At 63.7% G+C, this 14,502-nt stretch carries 12 protein-coding genes; all 12 read left to right on the plus strand.

The window, feature by feature from the left end:
• The first annotated feature begins 9 nt into the window (after positions 1-9).
• The 12 genes from IAU68_RS03820 (at position 10) to IAU68_RS03875 (ending at position 14,465) form a co-directional block, all read left to right on the plus strand.
• Positions 10-6,444 carry a tape measure protein gene (locus IAU68_RS03820; RefSeq protein WP_171194395.1) on the plus strand — a complete coding sequence of 2,145 codons (6,435 nt, stop codon included), beginning with the start codon at positions 10-12 and terminating at the stop codon, positions 6,442-6,444.
• A gap of 25 nt (positions 6,445-6,469) precedes the next feature.
• Entirely contained in the window at positions 6,470-7,243 is a 774-nt protein-coding gene (locus IAU68_RS03825) for a hypothetical protein (protein ID WP_171194394.1), read from the plus strand.
• Positions 7,234-8,136 carry a hypothetical protein gene (locus IAU68_RS03830; protein WP_171194393.1) on the plus strand — a complete coding sequence of 301 codons (903 nt, stop codon included), beginning with the start codon at positions 7,234-7,236 and terminating at the stop codon, positions 8,134-8,136. Before IAU68_RS03825 ends, IAU68_RS03830 begins: the two co-directional genes overlap by 10 nt.
• The gene (locus IAU68_RS03835; RefSeq protein WP_171194392.1) at positions 8,137-10,539 is read left to right on the plus strand and encodes a coiled-coil domain-containing protein; all 2,403 of its coding nucleotides are present in this window, start codon (positions 8,137-8,139) and stop codon (positions 10,537-10,539) included. It abuts the gene before it with no gap.
• 51 nt (positions 10,540-10,590) lie between these two features.
• On the plus strand, positions 10,591-10,956 hold the full coding sequence (locus tag IAU68_RS03840) for a hypothetical protein (protein ID WP_171194391.1): 366 nt from the start codon (positions 10,591-10,593) through the stop codon (positions 10,954-10,956).
• A 26-nt stretch (positions 10,957-10,982) separates the two neighbouring features.
• Complete coding sequence (locus IAU68_RS03845; RefSeq protein ID WP_187767822.1) at positions 10,983-11,375, plus strand: hypothetical protein; 393 nt, start codon at positions 10,983-10,985, stop codon at positions 11,373-11,375.
• Positions 11,376-11,391: 16 nt separating this feature from the next.
• Entirely contained in the window at positions 11,392-11,790 is a 399-nt protein-coding gene (locus IAU68_RS03850; RefSeq protein ID WP_171193637.1) for a hypothetical protein, read from the plus strand.
• A 42-nt stretch (positions 11,791-11,832) separates the two neighbouring features.
• Positions 11,833-12,468: a hypothetical protein gene (locus IAU68_RS03855; protein WP_171193636.1), complete on the plus strand. Its 636-nt coding sequence runs from the start codon at positions 11,833-11,835 to the stop codon at positions 12,466-12,468.
• Positions 12,469-12,538: 70 nt separating this feature from the next.
• The gene (locus tag IAU68_RS03860) at positions 12,539-13,348 is read left to right on the plus strand and encodes a peptidoglycan recognition protein family protein (protein WP_171193635.1); all 810 of its coding nucleotides are present in this window, start codon (positions 12,539-12,541) and stop codon (positions 13,346-13,348) included.
• Positions 13,348-13,713: a hypothetical protein gene (locus tag IAU68_RS03865; protein ID WP_171193634.1), complete on the plus strand. Its 366-nt coding sequence runs from the start codon at positions 13,348-13,350 to the stop codon at positions 13,711-13,713. The genes IAU68_RS03860 and IAU68_RS03865 overlap by 1 nt, the downstream gene beginning before the upstream one ends.
• A 52-nt stretch (positions 13,714-13,765) precedes the next feature.
• Positions 13,766-14,176 carry a hypothetical protein gene (locus tag IAU68_RS03870; RefSeq protein ID WP_171193633.1) on the plus strand — a complete coding sequence of 137 codons (411 nt, stop codon included), beginning with the start codon at positions 13,766-13,768 and terminating at the stop codon, positions 14,174-14,176.
• Complete coding sequence (locus IAU68_RS03875; RefSeq protein ID WP_171193632.1) at positions 14,157-14,465, plus strand: hypothetical protein; 309 nt, start codon at positions 14,157-14,159, stop codon at positions 14,463-14,465. Before IAU68_RS03870 ends, IAU68_RS03875 begins: the two co-directional genes overlap by 20 nt.
• Positions 14,466-14,502: the final 37 nt, after the last annotated feature.

Genomic DNA, 14,502 nt, shown 5'->3' on the forward strand with positions numbered 1-14,502 from the left:
GTATTTACCATGGCTGAACTCGGCACCGGCTGGATCTCCATTGTGCCTGAGGTCTCGCGCATCTCCCCGGAGATCGCGAAGGCGCTCGACGCCGCCGACGGGCATGTGGAGAAGAAGGGCCACTCGATGGGTGGCAAACTCGCGTCCGGGATCGGCAAAACCCTCAAGGTCGGCGCCGCGTCCGTCGGTGTCGCAGCCGGCGGCGCGATCGGTGTCGGCCTGACCAAGGGCATGGGTCGCCTGACTGCTATCGAGAACGCACAGGCGAAACTCACCGGGCTGGGCAACTCCAGCCGTGACGTGTCCATGATCATGGACAACGCGCTCGCGTCGGTGAAGGGCACCTCCTACGGCCTGGAGTCCGCCGCCACCACGGCTGCGATGGCCGTGGCCTCCGGTATCAAGCCGGGTAAGGAACTCGAGCAGGTCCTCAAGACCACAGCCGACACGGCTGGTATCGCCGGTGCGTCCATGGACGAGATGGGCGCGATCTTCGGGTCCGTCGCGGCCCGCGGTAAACTACAGGGCGACGACCTGATGCAGCTGCAGTCGCGCGGCATCCCCGTACTGCAGATGCTCGCGGAGCAGACCGGCAAGACTTCCGCTGAGATCTCCGACATGGTCGCAGCGGGCGAGGTCGACTTCGCCACCTTCGAGCGCGCGCTGCGCGAAAACGTCGGCGGTGCCGCACTTGAAGCCGGCAACACCATTCAGGGTGCCTACAAGAACACCATTGCTGCTGCAGGGCGTGCCGGCGCCACTGTCGAGGGGGCCTTCACCGGCATTCTGCGCTACGGCATGCAGGAGGCCACCGCAGGCCTAGACGCGTTCAACGAACGGCTGAAGCCCATGGCGTCGAACATGCAGCAGTTCCTCGACGGCACCGTCGTTCCCGGTCTGGAGAACGCACGCGCGGCCGCCGCTGACTTCTTCAAGTCCGCAAACGCCCAAAACACGCTCGGTACCGCGAAGGCAGTGTTCTCCGAATTGGCCTCGGCTGGGCAGCAACTGCTGCCGGTCATCGGCAACATCGCCACCTCTCTCGGCCAGGCGGGACTGCAACTCGGACAGGCAGCATGGGGTGCTTTCGCAGGTGCGTTGTCTGCTGCAGCGTCGGCCGCGTCCGCGCTCGCGGGCCCGCTTAACGCGGTGACCGGGTTCCTGTCTGAGCACCCGGCTCTGGTCACGGCCGCGGTTGGCGCGTGGGCCGGGTTTAAGTTCATGCCTGGCATCACCGAGAAGATGTCCGGCTCGCTGCAGGGGCTCAACGACCGCGTCGGCGGGGTTCGTGATCAGTTCAACATGGTCGTGCCCTACGCCGACAAGATGCGCCAGGCCATGGCTGACAACGGTGTCGAGGTCTCGCGGCTTGATTCGCGGATGATGGCGCTGGCGGACACCGGGGAGGGTACTGCGCAGAAGATGGCGCAGGCTTACGTGCAGGCGTCGGCCCCGTTGCGCGAAGTGTCCGCTGGGCACCGCGACCTGGCGCAGACCGCCCGTCTGGCTGCGCTTGAGGCCGGTGATGGTTGGACCGCCACTGACCGGATTATGGCGCAGGCCGGCCACAGCATGTCCGCCACGGTCACGAAGTTCGCAGGCACGGTCAAGGGCACCGGGGCCGCGGCGCTGACTGGGCTTAAGGACGCCGGGCAGGGGGTTGTGAACGCGTTCGGCGGGCCGTGGGCTGTCGGCCTGGCTGTGGCTGGTGCTGCGATTGTGAAGCAGCAGTCGGCTGTGCAGGGGGCTAAGGGTGCGCAGGAGCAGTTGGCGCAGTCCGTCCGCGATGGTGCTGAGGCGCAGAAGGACCTGCAGGCGGCGCTTGCTGGTACCACTGGTGCGTTGGATGAGCAGGGGCTTGCTGCGGCTGCGCGTATCGCGAAGGCAGAACTGGCGGGCCTGATCGCGGAGGGGTCGCGCCCGCTGGGGATCGACGACAGCATTAACCAGTCGACGGTCGCCGTCGACGAATTCCTGTCGAAGATTCCGGGCCTGTACACCGAGACAGGCAAGGCCAACGTTGAGCAGACGCGTGCGAACAAGGAGGCGCGCGAGTCCTACGAGGCGCTGGAGGAGTCGGCGTCGAAGATGGGGCTGACCCTCGAAGACGTCAACTCCGTCGTCGCCAAGGGCGGGCCGGAGTATCAGCAGCTGCTGTCGTCGCTTCGCTCGATGGGCGACGAGGGCAACATGGCCGCGGACAAACTCGAATCCGCACGTGCTGTGCTCGATGAGTCCGTGGCCGCTGCGCGTCGCCTCGACCCCGCCATGGTCGAAGCCTCGCAGGCGATCGAAACCCTGTCCGATTCTGCAGCCTCTGGCGAGGACAAACTCTCAGCGCTGCATACCCTGCTGCAGTCGATGGGCCTGGCCCCGAAGGACGCGGAGCAGGCCATGATGGATGCCGCCGCGGCTGTCGACGAGATCGTCCAAGCCGCGGAGCAGGCGAACCGGCCGGTCGAGCAGCTAGGCGACGCGCTGTTCGGCATGGACGGCAAACTCGATCCAGCTAACGAGTCTGCACGTGACCTCCACGAACGGCTGACCGGCATGGTGGGTGACCTCCAGAACGTCGCTGTCAACGGTGGCGACGTCCAGGCCGCGATGGATGAGATGGCGCCGGCCATCGCTGCCACCGCGCAGGAGTTCGGTCTGACCGAGGAACGCGTCCGGGAACTCATTGCCGCTTACGGTGGTGTGCCGGAGGTCTTGGAGACCGCGATCGCGCTCGAGGGCGCGGACGGGGTCGCCCAGGAAGTCGGCGAGGTCTGGGCTGCTCTTCAAAACATGAAAAGCGAGGGCACGTCCACGATCGAGATCTCCGCTGTGGGCGAGGATGCCAAGGCTGTCATGGACGAAATCGGGGTCAAGTGGGAGGAGACCATTGGCCCCGATGGCGAGAAAAACGTCAAGATTAGTGCCGCTGACGATGAGGCCATCGAGGCCATCCAGCGTGTGACCCAGATGACGGCAGAACTCGGTGATTCCGAGATCTCGCCGACGATATTCCTGGACACAACACAGATTGAAGTCAACGCGTCGCAGGCACAAGCGATTCTTGATGCCCTCGACCTGGAGGAGCCGACTCCTCAGGCGCAGTTGATCATCGACGGTCTGCAGACGAACAACTCGATTGCGATGGGTGACCTAGCGTTCCTGGGAGCGCAGTCGCCTACACCGCAAGCGGATCTGAACAAAGCGCTACTGGATACTGGCGTGAAGGTGTCCAACGACCAGTTGGACGCGCTCGGGAAGAAAAAGAGCACCGCGACCGCGGATGTGAATAACGAGCCCGCGCGTCGTGGAGTCGAGGAGACGAAAGGTTTCCTTGCGTCCATCAAGGACCGTGTCGTCAACATCTTCACTCGCCGCCATGACAACGGCGGATCGTCGGCGTTCGCGGACGGTGCTGTGCGCTATGCCGCCGACGGCCTGCTCTCGAAGCAGCAGGCCCAGATCCAGCCCGGCGGGCGATGGCTCACCTGGGCGGAAGATGAGACGCAGGGCGAGTCGTTCATCCCGCACGCGATGTCGAAGCGGAAGCGGTCGACGCAGATCCTTGCGGAGACCGCCGACATTTTCGGCCTTGGCCTTGTGGACCGGGGCGGGAATGTGGTGCGCCGCGACGGAACGTCGGTGGCACCGACGTCGCAGTCGTTCCGCGCGGATGGTGGTGTGACCGCCAGCGATGTCTTGCGGTTCGTGAAGGGCGAGAATGTCGACGGCAAGCAGGCGCCGCGCTCGCTGGAAGGTGCGCGCTACGTCTGGGGTGGTGGCCTGCTCGGCAACTGGGGCGACTGCTCCGGGTCGATGTCTGGCATCTCTGCATTCATCGCCGGCTGGCCATTGGCCGGCCGGAAGTACGCCACCGGTAACCAGGGACAGGTGCTTGGGTCGATGGGGGCGAAGCCCGGTCTGGGGACTGGTCCACGCATGGCGTTCGGCTGGTTCAACGGCGGCCCCTACGGCGGGCACACCGCTGGCACGCTGTTCTTCGACAATGGTGACCGCATCAACCTAGAGATGGGCGGCGGTCGTGGTAACGGGCAGATCGGTGGTGCTGCCGCTGGTGCTGACCACTCCAGTTTCACCGACCACGCTTACTTGCCGCTTGACGGTGGACTGTCGATTGGTTTTGAAGAGATCGAGTCTGACTACGACACGTCGATGCCGGAGGTGGCGTCCACTTCGGTCAGTGGCGTGACGCTTAAATCCGGCAAGAGTGTGTCGTGGGGCAAGGCGCAGTCGCTTTTCGATCAGGCCCGGAACTACTCGCGCAGCGGGAAGTACTGGGAGCAGGACTACGAGAAGATGGGTGCCCAGTTTGCTGGTGCGCTCACCGGGGCCATGTCGAACATCCCGAAGTTCGACGTTGGTGGTCGATGGCCGTCTGGCGTGATGGGGCGGAACCAGTCCGGCAAGGACGAGGTCGTTCTGACGAATGATCAGTGGCGGTTCCAGTCGCAGATCGCGCAGGCGCTGCCGGAGGCAGGCCGCCAGATCACCAACGCGGCACAGCAGTTCTCTGCAGCCGTCGACGGTGCCCAGGGCCAGGTGCTCAACGCCGGGCGTGGCCTCGGCGGCGACTTCCTCGGCTCCGCCGAAATCGTCCAAGACGCCGAGCAAGGTCTCTACGACACCCGCGCGAACATCGTCACCCAGGCCGAAAACATCACGAAGGCCGAAGACGAAGTCGCCGAGGCACGTAAAGAACTGGCAGAGGCGGAGAAGAAGGGCGGGGCACTCTCGACTGCGCAGAAGCGCAAACTCGAAGACGCCGAGCAAGCCCTCGCCAAGGCCCGCAAGGACGGCAAACCGGACAAGATCGCCGACGCCGAGAAGCGTCTGCAGCGCGCCCGCGAGGACGCCGACGACGCCCTGGCGAAGTCCGAGGACAAAAACGCCAAGGAAGTCCGCAAGGCACAGGACCGGCTCAACAAGGCAGAAGACAAACTCCGCGACACCCGCGAAGCACACTCCGAAGCCCTAGCCGACCTGGAAGCAGCGGAACGCACCGCAGTCGCGGCGCGCTACCAGGCAGCGTCCGACCTTGCGCTGGGTATCGGTGAGGAGATGGGCAAGTCGTTCCAGATCGTGGCCGGCCTGTTCGACCAGTTCGGCAGGCTCGGCGCCTATGTGGACGACATGCGTCAGTCCATCTCGAAGTTGCACATGCAGCAGAAGACCCTGGGGCTTGACCGGTTGAAGGCGATGGCCGATTTCCAGGTTAAGACGCAGGACGTCGATCGTGTCCGCTTGCGTGGCGCGATTGGTGTGGCGCAGGCTGAGTACGAGTTGGAGCAGGCTCGCAAGAGCGCGAAGTTCGCTGGACTGACGTCCATTGAGGCGATGTCTGGTGCGATGGACCGCTTCTACGAGACTGGCATCTTCTCCATCGAAGGCCTGACCGAGGCCGAGATCGAGAACTCGAAGGAGGTCAAGGCGGCCCTGTGGGGTGTCGAGGTGGCGCGCAAACAAGCCGCACTCGACGACCTGGAGGCGTCCCGTGCGCGCGAGGTCGCCACCCTGCGCGTGGCGGAGGCGACGCTGCAGCAAACCCGCGCGGCGCAGATGCTCCAGTTGCAGACCGAGCACCTGACGCAGGCGACTGCGCAGCTGAACGGCATGACGAAGAATCAGGCGACGGGCGCCGCCGCCGGATTCGAGGGTGCCGGCAAGGTCGCCTCCGGTGCGGGCCAGATCGCTGGCGGTCTCGGCATGGCCGCTGCAGGGTTCGCAGCAGCGGGCCCGCTCGGCGCTATCCCCGGCCTGATCATGGCCGTTAAGGGCGCGGGCGACACCGCCAAGGGCGCGAAGCAGATCAAGGCCAACAAGAAGGAGATGGACCAGGCCTGGAAGGGCATGGGAACCAAATCCAAGGTGGCCGTGGTCGGTGGTTCGGTCCTCGGCGGTGTTGCTGCGGGCGCCGGCGGTGTCCTCGGCGGCGCTGAGGGGGCGCAGTTGGGTGCCGAATTGGGCACGGAGATTGTGGACGCGACGGTCGGGACGGTGTCCTACGACATCGAGCAGCGCCTGGCCGCACTGCAGCGCCGTCAGGCGGACGAGGTCGACGCATTCAACCTCGACTTCGACCGCCAGGAGCACGACCTCAACATGCAGTCGCTGGATAAGGAGATCGATTACATCTACGCCCGGGATCGGGCGGAAAGCGATCTTGAGTACGCGAAGATGATGCGCGAGTCGGTGGCGGCTCCGACGGAGAAGTTGGAGCAGGCGTACCGCGACGCTGCTGCGGAGGAAAAGCAGCGCTCCGAGAAGCAGCACGCGGAGCAGATGCGCTCGCGTGGCGAATCGCAGCGTATCCAGTCCGAGCAGTTGAACGTCGAGAAGCAGATCCCCGCCTTGTTGCAGGAGATTCTGCGGGCGCTGCCGGAACAGACGCGCTCACAGGTCAGTGGTGTGGGCTACCTGGCCCGCACCTAAACCATGGAATAGGGAGGTGTCGCCTGTGGGGCGGTACGCGGTCGCCATGCGCGACTTCAAGAACACCCGGTGGGACTTCACCGGCGACTGGGCTGCCGGCATTAAGTCCGGCGGTGTCGACGGCCTGGTCGGCTCGACTGCTGATGTGACAGCGTCGCCGTTGACTGGTGTGGGGCAGGTGGTGCTGTCGCAACGGGTCGAGCCGATTCAGGGTGCGGTGACGTTCCACTGCCGCGCATCGGATGATCGTGATGCGGGGCAGGTGGCCGCGGACCTGCGCGCGGCGTTCTCGCCGATCATTGGTCGGGAGAACACGCTTGTGGTTGCGTCGCCGTTGGGTGAGGCGCAGGCGCGGGTGCGACTGTCCGGTCCGATCGCGGACCCTGTTGAAGATCCGTCATGGGACGAGATGGTGCTGAATCTAACTGTTCCGTTGGTGGCGGATGAGGGGCTGTGGTGGCTGCCGGAGCGCTCGGGCACCGGAAACGTCACTGTGACGAATCGCGGTGATGTTCCCGCATGGCTGAAAATCAAGTGGAACGGTGACGGCGGGGCAGTTGTACTGCCCTCCGGCGCTCGCTTCGTACTGCCGGCCGTCACCGCCCCGCGCACCCTGTTCTTGTCGCGTCAGCACTCGCTGGTTGTGCGCGACGATAAGGGTGTCGTCGATAAGGCGCTCTGGAAGCGTCTGCGTTCCGCGTTGCCGGAGCAGGTGATGCCGGGCAAGACTGGCCGGTTCATCCTGCCGGCCGGGGCCACCGCGCAATGGCGTGAGGGGGTGCTCGACCCGTGGAGGTGACGTGGGCCGACCACAAGAAACACCGCAACGCCGTTATCCGTGATGAGGGGCAGTGGGTTGGGCTGTTCGATGAGAACGCCGAGCACATCATGGTGCTGCCGTCGTTGTTATCGATGGATGCGCCGGAAACGACGAACGTGCCGGTGTCGTTTAGGGCGACGGTGGTGGTGCGCACACCCACTGGCGAGATTGACCCGCTCGTCGACGAACTGTTCGCCGACGGTGTCTCCGCCGCCCAGGCGGATAGTGAGGGGCGTCTTCGTCTCGCGTTGAAGGCCACCCGGTTTGTGGTGGTGGCGCGTCCGGGCATTCTGCGCGCCTACCGCATCACCCACGTGGTGGTCTCCGGCGACGGCAACGTGCCGCCGGGGCAGATGGAGATCCACGGCACCGACATGCTCATGGAACTTAACCGGCACATCGCCTGGACCGCACCCACCACCGTTTCCGGCAAGTTCACCCGGTTCACCCGCGACTGGGAGGGACCGGAGCACGTTGGCGTGATGTTCTCGCGCCCGCGTGATCTGCAGGACGTGAAGATGATCACCACAGCCGACGGTGTCACCCTCGGCGACGGCAAAGGTGCAGAAGAAACCATTCGGTATGCGATCGCCCGCTCGCTCGAGACTGGGTGGAAGGCGTCCGGCCTACCCGGGGTTGTGGCCGATCCGCCGATCGTGGTCGACCCGGCAGGGTCCGGGCTGCGCTCGCCGGAGGTGCTGGTGCGCATGACTGACGACAAACTCCTCGACACCGTCGCACCAGCAGCCGCCCGTGCCGGCGTGCGTATCTCGGCGCGGCTGTGGCTGCCAGGTGACCCCGCGGTGGGCGGGTTGAAGTTGAGCGCGCCGAAGATCGTGGTGCGGGTGGAGCAAATGCAGGAGGTGAAGTAGATGGCTGTGCTGGCTGATGTGGTGCTCGTCGCCGACGGCGGTGACATCACCGCGGGGCGCAAAACGTCCACGCTGACGTTCGGCGAGTTCAACGTCGTTTTGCCGGAGGACGTGCAGCAGCGCGAGGAGCAGGACGGGCGGATCAAGGACGGCTACGTCTACCGACCTGAGGGCGACTTCGGGCCGTTCGACGTCGGCTTCGCCCGCGCCGACGTGACCGTGGACCTGCAGGCGCACACCTCCGATCTGGAGGCGGTTGTTGATGCGGCGCAGAAGCAGTCCGACGGTGACGTGTTCTTCGAGCGCGACATCACCGTTGTTGGTCTGGGCGGTTTCGTCCCGGGCGTGGACTTCCACGTCGGCGACATCGTCACCGTGGAGATGTGGGGCGGACTGGTGCGCCTTCTGCTGCCGGTCACGGACATCACGATGATCTCGTCTGATTCGGAGGGGGTTGTCGCGTGGCGGGTGCATGTCGGCGGCATGCTGATCTCTGACCTGGCGGAGTTGCGTCGTTCGAATGAGGAGTTGCGGCGTCAGGTGAAGGGGGATCGGAGGGGGATTGCGCAGGCCCGGTCTGACGCTTCGAGCGCCAAGTCCACGGCTGTGTCGGCGCAGGCCACCGCCGATGAGATCAAGCAGACCGTTGAGGATGCGGAGGGGGTGATTCAGTCTGCTTTGGCGGGGTTGGTGGCTGCGGAGGAGCGTGGCCGGGGCTACGCGCAGGAAGCGTACGAGTCGTACGAGTTGGCTCGGGGGTCGTATGAGAATGCGCTGGTCGCTCTTGATGAGGTGACGCGCCTGGTTGATGAGTCGGACGGGATTCTGGATAAAAACGGCGCCATCTTCGAAAGCGTCGAGACGTTGCACGGCCAGGTGGAGGAACTTCACCGGCAGATGCTTGTGGCGCAGGCCCAGTTCCGGGGGCTGCTCGGCTCGGCGTCGGCGCATACGGCGTTGTCGGCCCAGTATGAGGAGTCGGCGCGTGAGCATGTGGCGCGTGCTGACGAGATCCGCGCTGAGATTTTGCCGCTGGTGGAGCAGGCGCACCAGGAGATCGAGGCGGGTAAGCAGCATGTGGCTAGTGCGCTTAGCCACGCTAAGGATGCGCGTCAGGCCCATTCGGACGCGCAGGAGCAGGCGCAGTTAGCCAAGGACGAGGCGGATCGGGCGGTTCAGGCGCTTGATGATGCCAAGGTTGCGAAGGATAGCGCGGATTCTGCTGTGCAGAAGGCCGGCGAAAAACTCACGGAGTTGCAGCGCGAGGCCGACGAGGCCCTGTCCGCGATCGACCTCAAGCAGAACGAGGTGCTGGATCTTCACCAGGAGGTGCTTAAGAAGCACGGTGAGGTGATTGATGCGCACGATACCGCGATTCGTGCGGTGGCCAGTGGTGTGCGTGCTGCTGGTGCTGCTGCGGGGTCGGCGTCGATGGGGGCGATGTATGCCCAGTTGACGGCGGAGGACGCCGCACGGGCCGCTGATAGTGCGCTGGAAGTCGGCAGGTTGAACACCGAGGCGATCACGTTGTTGGAGGAGGTCCAGGCGGAGCACTCCGCTGCGATGACCGACCTAGCAGACGCGCAGGGCGAGTTGCGGAAGGCCACCGACGATCTGATTGAAGCGGGTAAAGTCCAGGACCAGATCAACGCCGATCTGAAAGCCGCGCAGGACGTGCTGAAGGACGCGCAGGACGGGCTCACCCAGATCACGAAGAACCTGCAAGCGGCGGATCGTCTGCAGAATCAAGCAATCCGGGCTGTGGGTGCTGCTGCTGGTTTCGCCGCGCAGACGGGTATGCACGCCGCTGACACGGCAGAACGGGCAACACGCACGGCGGAAGAAGCAATCAACGCCGAAGCGTCACTTCGCGAGGTCGTTGAACTAGAAAGGGAGATTAACAAATCCCGGGATAAGACGCTCCTCGCTGCGGAGTATTCGATTGAGTACAACCGAATTCAGGCGGAGTCCGCCCAGTCGGTGACGTTTGAAGCCCGCATCTATAACGGAAGAATTAGTCTGGAAGGCTATTCCGAGCACGTCGAATTCACCGGGGTCACGAACCTTAACAATCCGAATTCCGCTCTGGTCTCTGATGCGTTTTCAATCAGCCTTGCGAAAACGGCCAAGTACGCGGGCACTGCATTCTGTAGCGCTGGAAAATCCAACGGTTCTACTGGCGCTTTGGCTGTGACGGATCGTGCTTTTTGTTTTGTGGAGATTCGGGGCAGTGAATTGATGATCCGATCTGACAACGCGGACCTGGTACGGCGATTGCGGTCTGGTGAGTCAAACGCTGCGAGATTGCAGTTCGTTCTATCGCCCACCGGATTGCAGCCCGGGTACAGCAGCCAGTTGAGCGCTTTGACTGCGCAGTATCGCAGGAAGGGCCTTGCCGTTTAATATTTTGGCCGCCGTGAGGTGGACAACCAACCCTTTTTAGGAGGTACGAATATGACCACACCAGTGGATATTGTCATGCCGTATGGGGTGACGGTAGTGGGTGACGGGACAAACAACCCGAAACTGGCCACTGCGCACCCGAAGCAATTGCAGAACTTAGGCCTGAAACTACCGCCCGGGCCGTGCCGTATCGCCGCGTCCTGGGAGGGCGAGGAGAAAGTAGCAATTGTGGTGCAAACCAACGGAACGCGAAACTACCGGACTGTGCTGAACCTCCCTGAAAAAACGGGGGGGGGTGGACGCCAAGGCATGGTCACAGTCGGAGCCGTCGAGAACGATTACGTGTACCTCAACGGGCATCAACTCTCGTCGGGCACCAAGGGCACCTTGGAGGTCTACCCGCTCAACTTCGAGTAGCCGACCGCGCCGGGGCGGTGGTGTAGGTGACCACCCCGAACATCGATGTGGATCTGTTCATGCCGTTCGCTATCGAATGGGAAAAACGCGATGTGTCGTCGGTCCTTTACAGGACCGACAAGAACACCGCGTGGACGCAGATCGCGGAGGGCTTTGCCTATCAGATCGTGCTGCAAAACTGGGTAGACCAGAACGTTTGGCTGTACACGAACAATGGTGCCGGTTCCAGCGGGCGCACAATGGCTACGTCAGACAGTGGCGGAGCGGCGGTTCCTTCTGGGGAACGCCGAACTTTCACCGTCGTGGCACGCCCTGGCCAAGAAACCTGGATTCATGTTGGAACGCTCAGCACGACGATAGGCACGGCTGGTGGCACGGCGGTTGCCCGAGTAATTCCCATGCCGATCATCGGCACCTAGCGCAGGGGGTGGCCGCATGACCACCCCTGATGTGAACATCGACTTCCTGCTGCCGAAAACCTACGTTTTGGAGCGCAAGGGCAAGCCGTATGCGGAGGTCGCTTACATGACCCGGGTGGTCGGTGGTGGTACTCGTATCCCGCTACCGGCTGGCATGTCGATGGTCACCATCGTCGCAACCGGCATGTCGAGCGCTGGGCTCCGAGTCGAACTTGAAGGCGATACGCAGTTCAAAAAAGAGCTAGTGCCCTGGACGTTCGTCGACCACGAGACGATCCGCGTGTGGGCAGGCCAAATCTCCACCCCGGCAGACAATGCGATGAATCTCATCGTGCAGGCCCGCAACGTCACCACGAATGCGCAGAACAACGGCTCCGTGTCGGTGCAGATCGTGAACTTCCCACCAGAAAACTAACCCCCGCCACGTCGCGGGGTTCACTCATTTTGAAAGGACATCATGGCAACGCTTGAAGAAGTCCAACAGGCAGCGCAAACCTTGCCGGACGGTGACCTGCGCACGCTGCGCACTTGGATCACCACCACCGAGTTCCCCCGACGTGAAGCAGCACCCCAGATCGAGCAAGCGGAAGCGGAACTCGTCGCGCAACTCCAGGAGCAGCACCCCGAACTAGCCCCCGACTACGCCACCGACGTTGAGGTGGCGGAAACGTTGGAGGATCTGTTCGCGAAACTGCCGGCCTGGGTGCAGCCCACGTCCAAAGCGTCCGCGTACCCGCCCATGTCACTCGTCAAACATAGCGAGCGGGCATACCGCGCCCGCCGCCTGACCGACAAGGAACCCGGCACACCGTTCGACGGGTGGGAGGATGTTACCGCCCACTACCTGCGCCCGGAACTGATCGCGGACGGCAACGACCCTGAGGTGGACACCGACGCACCCGGGCTCATCACCGAACCCGAGGAAACCACCCCGGCACCCATGGCCCAGCCGTGGAAAGCGGGGGAGTGGTACTCCGCCGGGGAACTCGCACTCGACAACGGCGTTGCCTACGTTTCCCAACGCCTGCACCGCGCCACTGAAAACACGCGCCCCAGCACCGAGGCGAAGGAATGGCGACCACTACCCGCCTAACCACAAAACCCACCCCGAAGCCCCGCACCACCATGCAGGGCTTTTCTCATACCCAAAAGGAGGGCGCACGATGAAAAACTGGCTCACGCTCGAACCAGACCGCGTGAAACTAATGAACAAGCACTACACCAAAGGACGCGGCGGGAACAAGGTGGAATGCGTCGTGGTCCACCACAACGCGGGTGTCCTATCCATCGACCAAATCTGGCAGGTGTGGCAAACGCGAGCAGCATCAGCCCACTACCAAGTCCAATCCGACGGCGTAATCGGTCAACTCGTGTGGGATCGCGACACCGCCTGGCACGCGGCCAACCAGTACACCAACCAGCGCTCCATCGGGATCGAAGTATCCAACAGTGCAGGCCCGAACGCCGGGTGGCCCATCACCGACACCGCAATCCGTGAAGCAGGCCGTCTCATCGCAGCCGTCTGCCTGTACTACGGCTTAGGTCGCCCCGTGTCCGGTGACAACGTGCGCTACCACCGCGAGTTCACCTCCACCACCTGCCCCTACCACCTCGCACCCGGCGGGAAATACAACGCCGCACTGATCGGTGAAGCGCAGCGTTTCTACGACGAACTCAAGGCGAAAAAGAACGGCACCACCACAGGTCGCCACGCCAAGAAAACCCCCGCAGGAGGATCAAGCGTCATGCTCACCGCCAAATACTTCACCGACTTCATCAAGGGGTTCTTCGGCCCGCAGATCGATGCGTTGCAGGACGTGTGGACGCAACTGCGTGGGCCCAGTGGTGGCGGGTGGCCGCAACTCGGCAAAAACAAGGCCGGCCAAAACCTCACCCTCGTCGACGCGGTAGCAGCACTGCGCCACGACGTGGCCGACCTCACCCGCAAGATCGACAACCTGGGAGGAAAATAATGAGCCAGAACACCATGCAGCGCGCCGTCGAAAACGTCCGCCGCACGCAATCTCCGCTCGCGCTGCGTAAAGAATCACTGTCCGCGCTTGTCGCCCTGGTCGTGTGGGTCGCCACCTTGATAGTGGACAACATCGACGCGATCCCCGCCACGGCCGGTGCCGCCGGTGACGTGCTCGGCGTGGCCGCGTCGCTCGTGGCCTACGGGCTGGCGCGCTTTACCGTCCCCGCCGTCACCAAAGGCCAGGAGCAGCGCCTCCTTGCGGAGACTGCCCGCGTCGAGAAAGCCGACGCTGACGCGGCCCGCCCCGCAACCCTGCCCGTCTACACCGGCCCCACCGTAGACGAGGTGCCATATGCCGATTGATCACCTGCCTGAGAGGATGCGGCCACCCGCGTACCGGCTGCGTGGCTGGTGTTTGACTGTTGGACCCGCCCTGGTCTTTCTGAGTGTCACCGGCTTCGTCCGTGGTCTCGCCTACATTCCCGGTGTGATGGAGCCGATCACGCGCCCGCTGCACCCGGTGGAGAATATCGCGCCGATGAGTACGTGGGGGTGGGTGTGGCTTGCTGCGTCGCTGTTCGCGTTCGTCGCCGCGTTTTGGCAGTCACGGTTCTCCCCGTGGGGAATCGGTCTGCTCGCCGGGTTGAACGGAATCTGGTTCTGCTCGTACTTCTTGGACGCGCTGCTCGCGAACCATCTGCTAAACCTTGTGTTCGCGACGCATCATCTATCGATCGCGGGGCTTGCACTGTGGGCTGTGTGGCGTGGGGTGCGCGAGCCAAAGCCCACTAGTGAGGAGGTCGCCCATGAACTCCGAGATGCTTAGCGCTCTCGTCACCCTCATCGTCGGCGTTGTTGGCGCAGCGCTCACCTACGCCGGCATTAAAGCCACGAATAAAGCGCAGGCGGAGGCGGCAGAACCCGCGAACTGGCAAACCCTCACGACCGAGATGAAGGCGTTTTTCAAGGAGCAACTCGCCGAGCGTGATCAGCGCCTTGCCGCGCTCGAAGCCGAAAACGGGCTGCGTACCGAGTACATCGCCCACCTCGAAACCATCCCCGAATTCACTGACCCGCCCTTCCCGTCGTTCCACAAGTGGCGCGCAGGACGTTAACCCGACCCCCATCTTGGCTACGGCCAGGGTGGGGGTC

Origin of the sequence: Corynebacterium lujinxingii, from assembly GCF_014490555.1 — a bacterium.
In the GTDB taxonomy this organism is placed as follows: Bacteria; Actinomycetota; Actinomycetes; order Mycobacteriales; family Mycobacteriaceae; genus Corynebacterium; species Corynebacterium lujinxingii.

Excerpts from the sequence above, each read along its gene's own strand:
- IAU68_RS03860 (WP_171193635.1), top strand. The coding sequence starts at position 12,539 with ATGAAAAACTGGCTCACGCTCGAACCAGACCGCGTGAAACTAATGAAC.
- IAU68_RS03835 (WP_171194392.1), top strand. The coding sequence starts at position 8,137 with ATGGCTGTGCTGGCTGATGTGGTGCTCGTCGCCGACGGCGGTGACATC.
- IAU68_RS03850 (WP_171193637.1), top strand. The coding sequence starts at position 11,392 with ATGACCACCCCTGATGTGAACATCGACTTCCTGCTGCCGAAAACCTAC.
- IAU68_RS03865 (WP_171193634.1), top strand. The coding sequence starts at position 13,348 with ATGAGCCAGAACACCATGCAGCGCGCCGTCGAAAACGTCCGCCGCACG.
- IAU68_RS03855 (WP_171193636.1), top strand. The coding sequence starts at position 11,833 with ATGGCAACGCTTGAAGAAGTCCAACAGGCAGCGCAAACCTTGCCGGAC.
- IAU68_RS03875 (WP_171193632.1), top strand. The coding sequence starts at position 14,157 with ATGAACTCCGAGATGCTTAGCGCTCTCGTCACCCTCATCGTCGGCGTT.
- IAU68_RS03840 (WP_171194391.1), top strand. The coding sequence starts at position 10,591 with ATGACCACACCAGTGGATATTGTCATGCCGTATGGGGTGACGGTAGTG.
- IAU68_RS03820 (WP_171194395.1), top strand. The coding sequence starts at position 10 with ATGGCTGAACTCGGCACCGGCTGGATCTCCATTGTGCCTGAGGTCTCG.